The organism is Myxococcales bacterium (assembly GCA_016717005.1).
Taxonomy (GTDB): Bacteria; Myxococcota_A; Polyangia; order Haliangiales; family Haliangiaceae; genus UBA2376.
In genome coordinates, this window is the sequence record JADJUF010000037.1 from 252940 (window position 1) to 268811 (window position 15872).

Genomic DNA, 15872 nt, shown 5'->3' on the forward strand with positions numbered 1-15872 from the left:
ACCAGCGGCGGCTCGATCACGCTCACGCCCGCGACCCGTCGCGCCCTGACCCGCGCCCGACCACTCTCCGAAAGCGACCACCGCGATCACCGGGCACCTCCTGGCCGCGCTCCTCGGCGCGGCCCTCCTCACCACCGCGACCGCGGCCCGCGCGGTCCCCGGCCAGCTCGGCCTGACCGCCCGCGTCGCCGACGCCGGCGTGCCGCTGACCGGCAACCACACCTTCGCCGTGCGGCTCTACACCGGCGCCAGCGGCGGCAGCCAGGTCTGGATCGAGACCATCACCGCGCCGGCGACCGACGGCCTCGTCTACCTGACCCTCGGCAGCACGCCGGCGACCGAGCTCGACGCCACCGTGCTCGACGGCGGGCCGCTGTGGGTCGAGCTCCAAGGTCGACAGCACGGTGCTCTTGCCGCGGCTGGCGCTGACGACCCGCGCCCTACGCGATCCGCGCCAGCGTCGCCGAGGACGCCGAGCTCTGGGCGGCCCGGCCGCGACCGCGTTCGCGGCGGTCGGACACGACCACGCCGGCGCCTACCTGCCGGTCGGCTCGACCCTGGCCTGCACCGGGACGCAGAAGGTCACGGCGATCAGCCCGACCACCGGCTCGATCACCTGCGGCGCCGACGTCGACACCAGCACCCGTACACCGCCGGCGCGGGGCTGCTCCAGAGCGGCACCGCGTTCAGCGTCGTGTTCGCGGGCACGGGCGCCGCCGCGTCGGCCCCGCGCGCTCGGATCACACCCACGCCGGGACCTACCTGCCGCTCGGCCCTGCGCTCACCTGCCCGGCCGGCCAGAAGGTCATCGCGCTCAACCCGACCACTGGCTCGGTGACGTGCGCCCTCGACGTCGACACCGATACGACCTACACGGCAGGCTCGGGGCTGATCCTGAGCGGCTCCGTCTTCGTCGCGAGCTACTACGGCATCGGCGGACCCTACGGGGTCAGTCCGTCGCTGTCCCGAAGCGACCACGGCCACGGCACCACCGTGTGCCCCACAAACTACACCGCCTACAGCCGCATCGCCGGCGGCGTCACCACGGTGATCTGCCTGCGCGCCATCGCCGCGGCGGCCGCCCTGAACTGGAGCGCGGCCACGCGCGCGTGCTTCACCGACAGCGGCGCGCAGCTGTTGCAGGTACGAGCAGATCGTCCAGATCCGCGGGATCACCCCTTCCTTCGGCCTGACCGCCGCGTACTGGCTGGGCGACCGCATGGGCGACAACACCGCCTACGTCACCAACACCACCGGCCCCAGCGACGACTTCGACTCGGTCGGCACCGTCACCGACACCAAGGCCGGCTACTACTGCTGCCTCGAGCGCCGCTGGTGGTAGCGCGGCGATCGCGACGCGCTGCCGCGCGCCGGCGACACGCGTCAGCGCGCGGCGTCGGCGCGGCCGCCGCCGTCAGCGCGCTGGCGACACGCTCGCCGCGCCGCCGGTCGTTCCCGCGCCGCCGCGTCAGCGCGCTGGCCGCGACGCCGGTAGTTGCCGCGCGGCCGCCGTCAGCGCGCTGGCGACACGCTCGCCGCGACGCCGGCCGCCGCCGCCGTCAGCGCGCTGGCCGTCACGCCGGTCGTTCCCGCGCCGCCGCCGTCAGCGCGCCGGCGGCACGCTCGCCGCGCCGCCGGTCGTTCCCGCGCCGCCGCGTCAGCGCGCCGGCGGCAGGTAGCCGTCGCGTCGGTAGTTGCCGCGGCCGGTCGGCCACGCCAGACAGTTGGGCGCCGAGCCGGGCACCGTGTAGATCAGCGTCTGACGCACGCGGTCCTCGCCGTCCTTGAGCGACACGACGATCTCGAGCGTGCCGTCGCCGTCGACGTCGCCGATCGTCGGCACCGGCATCGCGCCGCGCCCGGGCAGGTCGAGCGCGTGCCGCTGGTTGCCGGCGGCGTCGAGCACGATCAGCCGCCCGCCGGCGGCCGAGTAGGTCGTGAACACGATCTCGGGCACGCCGTCGCCCGAGAGATCGGCGACGACCACACCGCCGGTGACCTCGGTGTCGCGCTGCGCGAAGTCGCGGGCCCAGAGCACCTGGCCGCGGGCGTCGACGGCGTGGATCCGCCCGTCGAAGCCGGCGAACACCAGCTCGGGGCCGGCCCGGGTCGGATCGAGATCGGCGACCGCGACCTGGTTGGTGGCGCCGACGACGTTGTCGCCGAAATCCCACAGCCCGGCGCGGTAGTCGGCGAAGCGCGGCGGCGCCACCCACGCGTCGGGCCGGGTGCCGTCGGCGCGGGTCACCCACAACGCGACGCCCTGCTCACGGCGATCCTGCGCGGCGTTCTGGACCGAGCCGAGCAGGATGATCTCACCGGTGCCGTCGCCGTCGAGATCGGCGATGGCCGGCGCGGTGTTGGTGAAGTGCCCCTGCAGATCCACGGCCTCGTCGTCGGCGTAGCCCTGCTGCGCCAGGCGATAGTCGACCATCATGCGGATGCCGCTGTACTTGGTGCGGCCGGCGAAGATCGCCGCCGCGTCGAACGCGCGGCCGGTGCCGTCGTGGGCCGAGACGTAGGCGTTGTCCTGGGCCGCGATGATGTCGACCCGGCCGTCGCCGTCGACGTCGCCGAGCCCGACGTTCTGATCGTAGCCGCCGGTGACGTAGCAGGCGTCGTCGCAGCCGGCGGCGCCGCCGGTGTTGGGCGGGAACCCAGCGACCGCGCGGCCGTCGGCCTCGACCGCGATGACGATGTCGCGCTGGCCGCCGGCGTCGAGCGGCGAGGTCGTGACCGCGACCAGCTCGAGCGCGCCGTCGCCGTCGATGTCCCCGGCCGCCAGGCTGCGCAGCTCGTCGCGCCAGGTGAACGGGAAGCCCGGCAGCGTCGCGCCGGTCGCGTCGAACCCGTAGATCGCGTCGCGCGACGCGACCGCGACCTCGAGCCCGGGCCGCCCCGGCACCAGGTCGGCGACCACCGGCGACGCCCAGATGCGACCGCCGGTGCTGGCGCGCCAGGCCTCGACCGGCGCGCCGGCGACGATCCGCCAGACCACCAGCAGCTCGTCGCGCGGGACCACCAGCTCGACCGCGCCGTCGCCGTCGAGATCGACCACCGCCGGCGACGCCAGCCAGCCCTCGTGCCAGCGATCGAACAGGGTGTACGCCAGGGTCGGCGCCGCCACGTCGGGCGAGCCGGTCGCGGCCGCGGTGCACGCCGGCACCGGCAGCGGCGCCGGGGTCCCGGGGCCGTCGTCGCCGCCGCAGGCGAGCGCCCCGACCGCGAGCGCCGCGGTCGCGCGGGTCAGCACGACCGACACGCGCCCGGCTGCGACGTGCACTCGCCGCTCTGCTCGCACTGCGCCGGCCCCGGGCAGTTGTTGCCGCCCGCGCACGCGCTCGGCGCGCACTGGGTGTCGCACCGGCACGAGTCGTTGCAGTACACGCCCTGGGCGCAGCTGCTGCTCCCGTCGCAGGTCGCGTCGCAGCGGCCCGTGCCGCACCGGACCTCGCCGGCGCAGCTGTCGTTGCCGCCGCACTCGATCGTGCACTGATCGGCGGTCGAGCAGCGGACGCCGCCCGCGCAGGAGTTGTCGCCGGTGCACTGGACCAGGCACGTCCACCCGCTCGGGCACACCACCGGCGCCAGGCAGGCGTTGTCGCCCCCGCACGAGATCGTGCACGTCGTCGCGCTGCAGCTCGAACACCCGGCCGGGCAGGGCCGGCCGTCGACCGCCGCGTCGGCGGGCGTCGCGTCGCCGACCACGCTGGCGTCGGCGCGAGCGACGCACCAGCCGCCCTCGCACACGCGATCCGTGGGGCAGCCGGGGTCGCACCGGAACTCGTCGGAGCGCCCGTCGACGCTGCAGCCAGGGCTGGCCGCGATCACCAGCGCCACCGCGGCGCCGCTGATCACCACGGCCGCGAGCGAGACGAAGCGGGTCACCATGAGGCCTCCAGCGTGACGGTGGCGACGCCGGGACCGACCGCCGGCGCGACCCGCACCGACTCGCGCGCGTGCTTGTGGTGCCACAGCATCCAGGCGCCGGCCGCGACCACCGCGACCGCGCCCCCGATGACCAGGCCGTTGCCCATCGTCGCGTACTGGCGCGCGTCGGCCTCGAGCCCGTCGAGCCGCTCGAGCTCCGCGCGGGTCGACGTCGGCGCGCTGTCGATGTCGCCCTGGGTCGACGCGGCCAGCCCCCACAGCACGACGCCCCCGACCAGGAGCACGCCCCCGCCGACGCCGACGATCAGCGCGCCCTTGGGCACGCCCCCGGGGCCGACGCCCAGCGCGCGGCCCCCGCCGCCGGCCACGGCGCCCACGCCCGGCCCGGGGTCGACCTCGACCACCGCCGGCGCCAGCAGCGCCGGGACCCCGGCCTCGAGCGTCGCGAGCCCGGCGCGATCGTCGGCCCCGGCCACGGTGAAGGCCTGGGCCCGGGTGTCGCCGCCGCGGGTCCGGACGACGACCTCCGTCGACAGGTCGCGGCGCGAGACGATCACCATGCGGTCGAAGCCGAGCTGGCCGGCGACATCGTCGCGGCAAGGATCGGTCGATGGATCGCAGCCGAGGATGAAGGCCGAGTCGGCCAGCGACGCGTCGGCGATCGTCGCGGTCGGCGCCGCCTGCTTGACGGCGCGCGCGGTGGCGGCCAGCACCGCGGCCGCGGTCGGGTCGGTGCTCGACTCAGCGGCCAGCACGATGGTCTTGACGTCGTCGGCGCGGGCCGCGCCCGCGGCGGCGATCAGCGCCAGCGTCGACAGCCCGCACACGCGCCCGAGGTGGATCACTTGAGCTTCTCCAGGCGCGCGCGGATCTGCGCCGCGTCGCGTGCGTTGGGTGCCAGCCGCAGGTACTCGCGGAACGCCCGCGCGGCGCGGGCCTTGTCGCCTTGCTTCTCGTACGCCAGGCCGAGCCCGCGCTGGGCCGGCGCGTGCCCGTGGTCGGCGCGCAGCGCGGCCTGGAAGCTCGCGATGGCGCCGCGGGTGTCACCGCTCATCACCTTCTGCAGCCCGGCCTGGGCCAGCGCCGCGGCCTTGGCCGGATCTGGCGCCACCGGCGGTGGGCCGACGGTCGCGCTGCCGCCGCTCGGGGGACGCGCGTCGACGCTCGGCGGACGCGCGTCGACGCGCAGGGCGGCGTCGCTCACGCCGGCGTCGACGGGCTCGACCAGCGCCACCGCGACGGCGGCGTCCGGCGACGCCAGCGCGACGTCGACGGGCGTGGGCGCGGCCGCGTCGATCGCGCGCTCGAGCTCAGCACCGCCGGCGGCCGAGCGGGCCTTGCCGCTGCCCGACATCAGCACCACGACCAGCGCCACGAGCGCCACCGCGCCGACGCCGGCCCCGATCCAGAACCGCCGCGACGGCGCCGACGATGGCATCGGCTCGTCGAGCCCGTCGGCGTCGTCGGGGGGCAGGTCCGTCGGGACGCTGGCGTCGGCCGGCGCCTCGGCCGGCGCGACCTCGCCCGAGGCGCTGCTCTCGGTGTGCGGGCGGCGCGGCACCGGCGGCGGCTTCAACGGCAGCTCGACCACGCCGCTCGGCAGATCGACCACACCGCTCGGCTCGACGATCTCGTCGTCGGCGGCGCTCACCGGCGCGGCGACGACCGCCACCGCCGCACCCGCGGGCGCGCGCGACGCCGCGACCGCGATCGGCGCGCTCGACGCCGCGGCCGCCGCACCCCCGGGCGCGCTCGACGACGCGGCCGCGACCGGCGCGCTCGCCACCGCGGCGACGACCGCGCCCGGCGCGCTCGCCACGTCGGAAGCCGCCGCACCCGCGACCGGCGCGCTCGCCACCGCGGCGACGACCGCCATCGGCGCGCTCGCCACGTCGGAAGCCGCCGCCACCACCGGCGCGGTCGACGCACGCCCGGTCAGCGTCGGCAGCGCGCCCAGCCGCGGCGCCGGCAGCGGCAGCAACCGCTTGCCGGCTGGCTTCGCGCCGATCGCGGGCAGCACCGGCGCCACCGCCGGGATCACCGCCGGGATCACCACCGGCCCCGCGGGACCCACCGCCGGCCCCGCCAGCGGGGGCAGGTCGACGCCGGGCTCCGGCGTCGCCGGCGAGCGATCGTCGAACGTCGCGGTCAGGGCCTCGAGCGTGTCCGCCGCCGGCACCCCGCCCTGATCGAGCTCCCGCAAGAGCTGCATGCGCGCGTTGATCTGGCTGGCGAAGGTCGCGCGCATCCACGTCGCCATCGAGTCGTAGTCGTGGCGCTCGGCGCCGCGCAGGAACGCGATCAGATCCTCCTGCATCGCCTTCGCGGTCGGGTAGCGATCGTCGGGGCTCCGCGTCAGCGCGCGCGCGCACACGCGGTCGAGCTCCGGCGGGACGCCCGGCACCAGCGTCGACGGCGCCGGCACCTGGCACGCGCGGATCTTGGCGAACGTGTCGGCGTCGGTGGCGCCGGCGAACAACCGCCGCAGGGTCAGCGACTCCCAGAGCACCACGCCGAGCGCGAACACGTCGGAGCGGCGATCGGCCACGCGCTTGTCGAACAGCTCCGGCGCCAGGTACCCGGCCTTGCCCTTGACCAGGCTCGCGTCCTCGGACGACCGCACCTTGGCGACGCCGAAGTCGAGCAGCTTGGCCTGGCCGGTGTAGAGCACGAACACGTTGCCGGGCGTCACGTCCTGGTGGACCAGCTCGAGCGGCTCACCCGACAGCGAGCGGAGCTCGTGCGCCGCGTGCAGCCCGCCGGCGCAGTCCGCCACCACCTGCGCGGTGCGCAGCGGCGACAGGCGCGCGCCGCCCTTGGCGCGCTGGGCCCGGATGACCGCCGTCATCGACTCGCCCTCGAGGTACTCCATCGCGATGAAGTACGTGCCCGCCTCCTCGCCCAGGTCGTAGATGTCGACGACGTGGGGGTGCCGGACCTTGGCGGCGATGCGGGCCTCCTCGAGCAGGGCCTCGGCCAGCGCCGGCTTCTCGGCCAGCCGCGGGTGCACCGTCTTCACGACCACCAGCTTCTCGAACGCCCGGGGGCCGCGCTGCCGCGCCAGATGCACCTCCGCCATGCCCCCCTCGCCGATGCGCGCGATCAGCTCGTACCGCCCGAGGGTCTGGCCCGGGTTGGTCATCCCAGCGTGAGGATAGCAGGGCCGGGCGAGGATCTACACGCCCGACTCCCCCTACCGGAGATCAGCGGACCCGGATGGCGTCGGCGATGACGACCTTGCCCGAGGCGCCGGCGCGGGTCAGGACGACCTTGTTCCAGCCGGCGCTGAAGGCGTAGGTGCCCAGGGTCACCCACTGGCGACCGTTGGCCTGCTGGTTCACGACCGCCCGGCCGAGCTCCGCGCCGCTGGCGTTCTGGGCGATGAAGGTCGCGCTGGCGGTGCGGTTGGTGCCCGCGGTCCACCAGCCCTCGATGGTCTTGGTCCCCGCCGCCGGCATGTAGAAGTTGAACGTCGCGGCCGAGCCGGTGCCGGTGTCGGCGTACCAGTAGCCGGTGCCGTAGTAGCCCGCGGTCGAGGCCGACGAGGTCCAACCGCTGACGTCGATCCGGGCCTGGGCGCTGTCGTTGTTGGCGTTGTTCGAGTCGACGACGATCGCGGTGCCGGGCGGCGGCGGCGGCGGCGGCGGGTTGGGCCCGCCCCCGCTGGTGGTGTCGCCGCAGTACGAGCGCACCGAGTCGAGGTACGCGGCCCAGGGCCAGTTCGGGCCCGGATCGGTGCGGTTGTAGGGCTGGAGCTGCCCATGTCCGACGATGTGGAACCGATCGCGCGGGATGTTGCGATCCCGGGTGATGTCGCACGTGAGCTTGGCGGACGCGGTCAGCAGGCCGCTCGACCACGACGCCTGCGAGCCGAACCCGGCGTGCTCGATGCCGACGGCGAAGTTGTTCACGCCGACGCCGTTCTTGGCGCAGTCGGTGTTGCCGTTGCGCGAGCACTCGTAGGTGGCGCCGACGTGCCAGGCCTTGCTGGTCTCGCGCACGAGCTGGGTGATCTGCGAGCCCGACTCGTTGACGACGTAGTGGGCGCTGACGGCGCCGTTGATCAGCGTGCTGACGCAGCCGGCGTACGCGCCCTCGCAGGTGTGGATGACGACGTGGGTGATCCCGGTCGAGCGGGTGCTGAAGTTGGGCGACGCCCGCCAGACCGCCGGCGCGTAGTCGGGGCCGGCGGCGAACAGCGGCCGCGCGACCAGGTCGGCCATCTCGGGGTGCGGCCGCAGCGACGCGACCAGCTCGCCGCCCTCGGCGTGCTCCTCGGCGCCCTCGGTCAGGATCCGGAAGATGTCGCCGCGCACGAACTGGCGGCGGCCCTCGTCGTCGGCGATGCCGGCCCAGGCGGCCAGCACCGGCTCCCACGCGGCCAGGTCGGCGCCGCTGACGCCCTGGGCCGCGGCCTCCTCGGCGAGCAGCTTGGCCGCCGCCAGGATGTTGGCCTCGGCGCTCGCCGTCAGGTCCTCGGCGGCGTAGCCGGTCAGCGCCGCGCCGCGGGCGATGTTGTCGGGGGTCAGGCCCATCACGCCGGTGCGGGTGACCGCGCCGTCGAACTCGGCCTCGCCGATCACCTGCTGCCACCGGGTCTGGGCGTAGCCGACCGCCTTGAGCAGGTCCGCGGGCACGCCGGTCTCGTCGGCCGCCGCCTGGTAGGTGCGGTCGAGCTCGGTGACGACCACCGGGTTGGCCCCATCCTCGACCACCACGTCGGTGGTGCAGGCGGCGGAGGCGGCGAGCGTGGCGAGCAGCGCGGGGGCGAGGCGGGCGAGCATGCTGGCTACAAGAGCAGCCACCGTGCCACCTACGGTGTGCGCAGACCTGCGACGTTCACCCCATAGCAATAACAGTTAGTTGTGCGAGTTCTGGGCCGAGACGGGCCCCGATCTCGCCGTACTTGCCCACCGCTGTGTGCACGCCGCCTGGGGATCCAGTACGCGATCGCAACCTCCAGTGGACAGTCAGGTTCTCGTCCGACGCGCCGCGGCATGCCGGGTTCTCGTCCGAATCCGCGCTCTCGTCCGACGCGCCGCGGCATGCCGGGTTCTCGTCCGAATCCGCGCTCTCGTCCGACGCGCCGCGGCATCCGGGCTCTCGTCCGACGCGCCGCGCATCCGGGCGCTCGTCCGACGCGCCGCAGCATCCGGGTTCTCGTCCGACGCGCCGCGGCACGCCGGGCCGGGCCCGCGCGCCTGCTACCATCCCGCCCATGCCCGCCCAGCTCACGATCGCCGGAGCCGCCGGCGGGGTCACCGGAAGCTGCTACCACCTGGCCCACGAGGGCGTCGCCCTGGTCATCGACTGCGGCACGTTCCAGGGCGGGCGCGAGGCCGAGACGCTGAACCGCCGGCCGTGGCCGTTCGATCCCGCCAAGGTCGACGCGCTGCTCCTGACCCACGGCCACCTCGACCACGCCGGGCGGGTGCCGCTGCTGGTCGACGACGGCTTCAGCGGTCCCATCCACGGCACGCCGGCGACGCTCGAGATCGCCTCGATGATCATGGAGGACACGGTCAAGATCGCGGCCCACGCCGACGGTCCGCCGCTGTACGGCAAGGCCGCGCTGGGCGCCGCCCGCGAGCGCCTGCGACCGCTGCGCGGCTACCGCGCGCCGATCACGATCGGGCCGTTCACCGTCGAGGCGTTCGACGCCGGCCACATCCTGGGCTCGAGCCACCTGCGGATCGCCTGGCGCGACGGCGGCGCCGAGCGCGCGATCCTGTTCTCGGGGGACATCGGCGTGATCGGCACCCCGATCATCCGCGACCCGACCTCGACCTGGGACCCGGCGCTGGCCGTCGACTACGTGGTCACCGAGTCGACCTACGGCGATCGCGCCCACCCCGACCGGGTCGAGGCCAAGGCGACCTTCCGCGACGTCGTGCGCCGGGCGCTGACCGACGGCGGCAAGGTGCTGATCCCGGCGTTCGCGATCGGCCGCACCCAGGAGATCCTCTACGAGCTCAACACGATGATCGAGGCCGGCGAGGTCGGCCCGGTGCCGGTCATCATCGACGGGCCGCTGTCGGCGACCGCGACCCAGCTCTACGCGCGCTACCGCGGGCTCTACGACGAGGACGCCGCCGCGGCGCTGGCCCGCGGCGATCATCCGCTCGAGCTCGAGTCGCTGCTGGTGACCCGGGACGGGCGGGCCGCGATCAAGGCGATCGACCACGACGGGCCGGCGATCATCATCGCCGGCTCGGGGATGTGCAACGGCGGGCGCATCCGCGGCCACCTCGCGCGCTACCTGCCCGATGCGCGCACCGACGTGCTGCTGGTCGGCTACCAGGGCGCGCGCACGCTCGGCCGCGCGCTCGAGGACGGCGCCCGCGAGGTCTGGCTCGACGGTGGCCAGGTGCCGGTGCGGGGGCGGATCACGCGGCTGTCGGGCTACTCGGCCCACGCCGACCGCGACGGGCTCGCCGCCTGGTTCGGCGCGGTGCCGCGCGCCGGCGCCGCCACCGCGATCGTCACCCACGGCGAGGACGACGCGCGCGCCAGCTACGCCGCGCTCCTGCGCGATCGGTTCGGCGCGGCGACGGTGGTCCCCGACCTCGATCAGACGATCGCGCTGGCATGATCCCGCTCTACGACATGCGCGCCGAGCTGGCCGCGGTCCGGCCCGAGATCGATCGCGCGATCGCGCGGGTGCTCGACCACGGCGGCTTCATCGGCGGCGCCGAGGTCACCGAGTTCGAGCGCGCGCTGGCCGCGGCCACCGGCGTCGCCGACGCGGTCGGCACCAGCTCGGGCACCGACGCGCTGGTGGCGCTGGCGATGGCGCTGGGCTGGGGCCCGGGCGACGAGATCGTCACCACGCCGCTGTCGTTCTTCGCCACCGTCGGCGCGATCGTCCGCGTCGGCGCGCGCCCGGTGTTCGCCGACGTCGACGCCACGCTCAACGCCGACCCCGCGGCGGTCGCGGCCGCGGTCGGCCCGCGCACCCGCGCGGCGCTGCTCGTGCACCTGTTCGGGCGGCCGGCGGCGTGGCCGGCGGTGCCGGTGCCGATCATCGAGGACGCCGCCCAGGCCATCGGCGCGGCGCCGGTGCGCGGGCTCGCCGCCGCGCTGTCGTTCTTCCCGACCAAGAACCTGGGCGCGTGCGGTGACGGCGGCGCGGTGCTCACCGACGACGCCGACCTGGCCGCGCGCCTGCGCCTGGTGCGCAACCACGGCGCCAGCCCGAAGTACCACCACGTCGCGATCGGCGGGAACTTCCGGCTCGACGCGCTGCAGGCCGCGATCCTCGCCGCCAAGCTGCCGCACCTGGGCGCGTGGACCGCCGCCCGCCGCGCCCGCGCCGAGCGCTACCGCGCCGGCCTGGCCGGGCTCGACGCCGTGCGCGTCCCGGTCGACGATCCGCGCCACGTCTACCATCACTTCGTCGTCCGCGCCGACGAGCGCGCCCGGCTGCGCGCCCACCTGACCGCCGCCGGCGTCGGCACCGAGATCTACTACCCGTCGCCCCTGCACCTGCAGCCGGCGCTGGCCGACCTCGGCTACCGCGCCGGCGCGTGCCCGGTGGCCGAGGCGGCGTGCGCCGAGCTGCTGGCGCTGCCGATGCACCCGACGTTGCCGCTGGCCTCGGTCGATCGCGTGGTCGACGCGGTCCGCGCCGCCTACCGCTGACGCGCCCAGCGCGCCGCCGCGCGAGCCAGCCGCAGCGCCGCCCGCGCCCGGACCAGCGGCGACGGCCGCGCCCGCCGCGACGGCACCACGCCGACGATCTGATCGCGGTGCACCAGGCCCAGGTGCGGCGCCGCCTGGTTGTCGCCGGCGTGGACCCACCACGGCAGGCCCGGGGCCCGCGCGATCAGGCGGTGCAGCTCGAGGTCACCGCGCCGGGTCACGAACGCGGCGACGTCGCCACGCCGGGGCCGCGCCGCCGCGACCGTCACGGTCTCGCCGCGCCGGATCACCGGCTCCATCGACACCCCGCCGCACGTCACCGTCAGCCCGCCCCGCGCCCGCTCGCGCAACAGCTCGATCCGCGCGCGCACGCTGGGCGGCAGCTCGAGCGATCGGATCACGAGCTCTGAGGGTTGCCGCCGGGACAGGTGAAGCGGTTCGACTTAGCGCACGACAGCGCCATGGTCTCGAACACCTCGTCGGTCACGACCGCCGGCCGCTCATAGGGGCGACGGGGCACCGCCGCGCGCTCGGTCTTCTTGTCATTGCTCATGTCGATCTACTCCAGAGGCTAGCAGAGCCGGCCCGGCCGGCCAAGTCATCGAACATCCGCGGACCTACATGCCGTCGTCCCAGAGCAGCTGCAGGGCTCCGTCCTGGGAGTTGCTGGTCCAGTCAGCCCAACAGACGTCATCCAGGCCGTCGGCGTTCACGTCGCCGGCCCAGATCGCGGTGATCGCCGAGCCGCCGATGCCCGGGAGCGCTCCCTGGAAGCTGGCCGGCCCAGTGATCACATGATCCGGCGTGGCTCCCGTGACCGGGCCGAACCACACGTCCAGGACCGCCTGGGTCGTGCCCGGGCTGCGGGCCGCGACGATCAGGTCCTCGATGCCATCGCCGTTGACGTCCGGCGCGGTGGTGTTGGCGTTGTTGACCACGGCCATGCCGAGGTAATCGTTGAGGTTGGCGCCGACGAACGTCGCGAGCGCCACGCCGGGCGAGGTGTGCCCGGCCACCCCGCCAGTGCCCACCGTGTCGCCGTCGACGATCAGCACCAGGCCGTTGTCGCCCAGGTAGCGCAGGTCGCCGAACACCAGATCGCGGGCGCCGTCGCCGTTCTGGTCGGCGATCGAGCCAACGGTCGAGCCCCACTCGAGCCGCACGTCGTTGGTGACCAGGCGGACCTTGACGTCGCGGCCGATCGTGAATGGCGCGCGCGTGACGCCAGGAGCCGCCGGCCGACCGACGCCGCGGTAGACGACCACCTGGCCGCCGGGGAGGCCGTCCTCGGCGTAGCCCACGACGAGGTCGTCGGTGGTGTCGGCGACGCCGCCGGTCGGGCCGACGTTGTGCAGGTAGTAGCCGAACAGCGAGCCGGTCGCGTCGGGGTCCTCGTACATGCGCGCGACGGTCGTGCCGCTGCCGGCGGCCGACAGGTCCGAGATCCGGACGGTGCCGGTCGGCACGGTGCCGCCGTACAGCACCACCGCCGCGCCCGAGGCGCCGCCGGCGCCGAACACCGCCGTGGCGACCAGGTCGTCGGTGCCGTCGCCGTCGTGATCGCTGGTCGCGAGCTGCCAGCCGAGCGCGCTGCCGGTGAACCAGTTGACGGTGGTCGCCACCGCGATCCGGCGCTGCGCGACGGCCGCGGTGACCGCGCCGGTCGGCAGCGCGGCGCCGCCGTTGATGACGTGGATCACGCCGCTGCCGCCGTCGGCGAAGGGCTCGCCGATCACCAGATCGTGGCGGGTCGCGCTGCTCCAGCGCACCGCGGCCAGCGACGCGCCGAGGTTGGTGTCGGCGGTGGCGCCACGGATCGTCAGGGCCGGCGTGGTCGCGAGGCCGACCGCCGAGCCCAGGTAGACGTAGACCTCGCCGGCCGCGGCGACGCCGCCGGAGGTGACGTAGGGCGCGCCGACGGCGAGGTCGTCGAAGGCGTCGTCGTTGAACCGGCCGCGCACCATCGCCAGGCCGAACCCGGCCGCGCCGACGGTGTTGGGGGCCGAGGTCACCGGCGCCTGATCGAACCGCGGCGTCAGCGGCCCGGCGATCTGCGCGGCCGAGCGGTTGCCGGCGCTGTCGACGCTGGCGACCGCGACCCAGTAGGCGGTGCCGGCCTTGAGCGGCTGGGCTCGGACGACCTCGGCGGCGCCGGCCGCGCCCGGCGTCGGCGCGACGACGGTCGTGCCGGTGGTGTCGAAGTTGGCGTCGGTGAGCGCGGTGGTCGCGTAGCGGACCTGGTAGGTGGCGGCGCCGCCGGGGGCGGTGAAGTTCAGGCGGATCGACTGGCGGGTGTCGGCGACCGCCGTCAGGCCGGTCGGCGGCCCGGGCGGCGTCAGGTCGACGATCAGCGGCAGCGTGGCCGAGCCCGTGCGCACGCCCGCGGTCGCGGTCGCGACGATCGCGTAGGGCGCGGCGCGCGCGGCCAGGGTCAGCGTGACCGACCAGGTCGAGCCGACGACGGTCGCCGCGACCGGCGCCCCGCCGTCGACGGTGACCGCGACGCTGGCGCCGGTGGTCGAGACCGTGCCGGTCAGCGCGAACGTCAGCGCGCCGGCGCTGACGGTGCCGTCGCCGCTGCCGACGGTGCCGTCGGCCGGCGAGCCGGTGAAGTTGACGGCGAGGTCGGCCAGGCTGACCGCGCACGCCGTCGAGGTCCCGACGTTGCCGGCGGCGTCGGTGGCGCGGCCGCGGAAGGTGTTCGCGCCCGCGGCGATCGTGATGAACACCTCGCCGCCCGGCGCGGTGACCGGCGTGGTCGAGGTGCCGGCGCTGTTGGTCAGCTCGAGCTCGCGGCTGATCGTCAGCGGGGCGGTCACGCGCATGCGCAGCTGCACGCCGGCGAGGCCCGCGTCCTGATCCTGGGCCGGGGTGACGGTGCCGCCGCAGGCGACGCCGAGCGGCAGCGCCACACCGACGGTCACGCTGGGCGCGAGGTTGTCGAAGCTGAGCGCGAGGCCAGCGGTGGTCTCGATGCCGTCGATCGACGTGGTCCGCAGCGTGCACAGCTCGCTGGTCTCGCACGGCACGGTCGCGCACACGGTCGCGCGCAGCACCGCCGCGCCGGCGCCGTCGAAGGTGCCGCCGGGATCGTTGTCGCCGCAGTCCGACGTCACGACGCGGCCGGCGCAGGCGGGGCTCGACGCCGCGATGTCGATCTGCGCGCCGTTGGCGGGGTCGCCGTCGGCGTCGGTCGTGACCGTGCCGGTCGGCGCGGTGACCGTCAGCGTGCAGCCAGCCAGGACCACGCGGTAGGCCTGATCGATCTGGCAGCTGTTGTTGGCGTGATCGACGGCGGCGAAGCGGATCGAGTAGTCCGCGGGCGACGTCGCCGGATCGAAGGTGGCGGCGGCGGTCGAGTCGCCGGCGGCGGACAGGTCGGTGCCGACGAGCGCGACGGTGTTGCCGCCGGGATCGGTGATCGCGAACGAGGCGGTCTCGCCGGCGCCGTCGCCGCCGCTGGCGTTGCCGCGCAGCGTGACCTGGATGCCGTCGGACAGGTCGGCGTTGGCGTCGAGGCCCGGCGTGATGCTGGTGCCCGGCGTCGGGTCGACCATCGCGCAGTTCGGCGCGACCGTGTCGACGAAGACCGAGGTCACGCCCGACGAGCGCGACCCGACGCTGGCGGCCACGCCGCACTCGGCGCGCAGGTTGACCTGGCCCTCGGGCGCGCTCAAGGTCAGGCTGGTCTGGCCGTTGTCGCCGACGGTGCCGGCGCCGATCTCGGCCTCGGGCACGCCCGGCGCCGACAGGAACAGGCGGACCTGCTCGCCGGCGCGGGCCCGGATGACCACGTCGCCCTGGTAGCCGGCCGCGGCCGGATCGCTGTCGGCCGCGGCGTTCCAGACCCCGAGCGGCGCGTAGAAGTCGTTGGCCAAGGGCGGCGTCGCGAACTCGACGGCGCAGTCGCCGCCGCCGACGAGCGAGACGACCACCTCGTCGGAGTCCGACCCGCACTGGCCGGCGTCGGCCTCGACCCGCAGCGTCGCGCCCGCGCTCGGGATCGTGACGTCCGCGAACGTGGCGTCGCCGTCGGCGTTGGTGGCCGCGGTCAAGGTCGCGACGACCGCGTCGGTCTCGTCGTGGACCGTCAGCGTCACCTCGGTGCCGCGCCCGAACGTCGACCGCACCGTCACGTCGGTCTGGACCCCGTCGGTGCCCGGATCGCTGTCGGCGATGATCGGCCCCTGCGGCGAGGTGATGTAGACCAGGCTCTCGACCTGGCAGATCGGACCATCGCCGCACCCGGCCGCGGCGGTGAGCACCGCGCAGGTGGCGACCAGGCTACGCCCGAGCATGCGGAACAGGGACGAATTCATGGGACGGATCCTTCGCGCAAG

Annotated in this window: 11 protein-coding genes; 2 read left to right on the plus strand and 9 right to left on the minus strand. The window is 75.3% G+C overall.

Going from position 1 to position 15872, the window contains the following annotated elements; all coding sequences use genetic code 11:
* Positions 1 to 22: 22 nt before the first annotated feature.
* The 6 genes from IPL61_24770 to IPL61_24795 form a co-directional block, all read right to left on the minus strand.
* Entirely contained in the window at positions 23 to 403 is a 381-nt protein-coding gene (locus IPL61_24770; GenBank protein MBK9034441.1) for a hypothetical protein, read from the minus strand.
* Between the two features lie 1254 nt (positions 404 to 1657).
* The gene (locus IPL61_24775; GenBank protein ID MBK9034442.1) at positions 1658 to 3283 is read right to left on the minus strand and encodes a VCBS repeat-containing protein; all 1626 of its coding nucleotides are present in this window, start codon (positions 3281 to 3283) and stop codon (positions 1658 to 1660) included.
* Positions 3247 to 3891, minus strand: a complete 645-nt coding sequence (locus IPL61_24780) for a hypothetical protein (GenBank protein MBK9034443.1) — start codon at positions 3889 to 3891, stop codon at positions 3247 to 3249. Before IPL61_24780 ends, IPL61_24775 begins: the two co-directional genes overlap by 37 nt.
* A complete protein-coding gene (locus IPL61_24785; GenBank protein ID MBK9034444.1) occupies positions 3885 to 4736 on the minus strand; it encodes a hypothetical protein in 852 nt (283 codons plus the stop codon). The genes IPL61_24780 and IPL61_24785 overlap by 7 nt, the downstream gene beginning before the upstream one ends.
* Complete coding sequence (locus tag IPL61_24790) at positions 4733 to 7033, minus strand: protein kinase (protein ID MBK9034445.1); 2301 nt, start codon at positions 7031 to 7033, stop codon at positions 4733 to 4735. Before IPL61_24790 ends, IPL61_24785 begins: the two co-directional genes overlap by 4 nt.
* A 61-nt stretch (positions 7034 to 7094) precedes the next feature.
* Positions 7095 to 8675: an N-acetylmuramoyl-L-alanine amidase gene (locus IPL61_24795; protein MBK9034446.1), complete on the minus strand. Its 1581-nt coding sequence runs from the start codon at positions 8673 to 8675 to the stop codon at positions 7095 to 7097.
* A 434-nt stretch (positions 8676 to 9109) separates the two neighbouring features.
* Here IPL61_24795 and IPL61_24800 point away from each other — a divergent pair, with 434 nt between their 5' ends.
* Positions 9110 to 10483, plus strand: a complete 1374-nt coding sequence (locus tag IPL61_24800) for an MBL fold metallo-hydrolase (GenBank protein MBK9034447.1) — start codon at positions 9110 to 9112, stop codon at positions 10481 to 10483.
* On the plus strand, positions 10480 to 11532 hold the full coding sequence (locus IPL61_24805) for a DegT/DnrJ/EryC1/StrS family aminotransferase (GenBank protein ID MBK9034448.1): 1053 nt from the start codon (positions 10480 to 10482) through the stop codon (positions 11530 to 11532). The genes IPL61_24800 and IPL61_24805 overlap by 4 nt, the downstream gene beginning before the upstream one ends.
* On the opposite strand, the gene IPL61_24810 is transcribed toward IPL61_24805, so the two are convergent.
* From IPL61_24810 to IPL61_24820, 3 genes are all read right to left on the minus strand, one after another.
* Positions 11523 to 11933, minus strand: a complete 411-nt coding sequence (locus tag IPL61_24810; protein ID MBK9034449.1) for a S24/S26 family peptidase — start codon at positions 11931 to 11933, stop codon at positions 11523 to 11525. The two genes, IPL61_24805 and IPL61_24810, sit on opposite strands and share 10 nt — an antisense overlap.
* Positions 11930 to 12085, minus strand: coding sequence for a hypothetical protein (locus IPL61_24815; protein MBK9034450.1), 156 nt, complete (start codon positions 12083 to 12085; stop codon positions 11930 to 11932). The genes IPL61_24810 and IPL61_24815 overlap by 4 nt, the downstream gene beginning before the upstream one ends.
* 64 nt (positions 12086 to 12149) lie before the next feature.
* Positions 12150 to 15851: a hypothetical protein gene (locus IPL61_24820; protein MBK9034451.1), complete on the minus strand. Its 3702-nt coding sequence runs from the start codon at positions 15849 to 15851 to the stop codon at positions 12150 to 12152.
* Positions 15852 to 15872 lie beyond the last annotated feature (21 nt).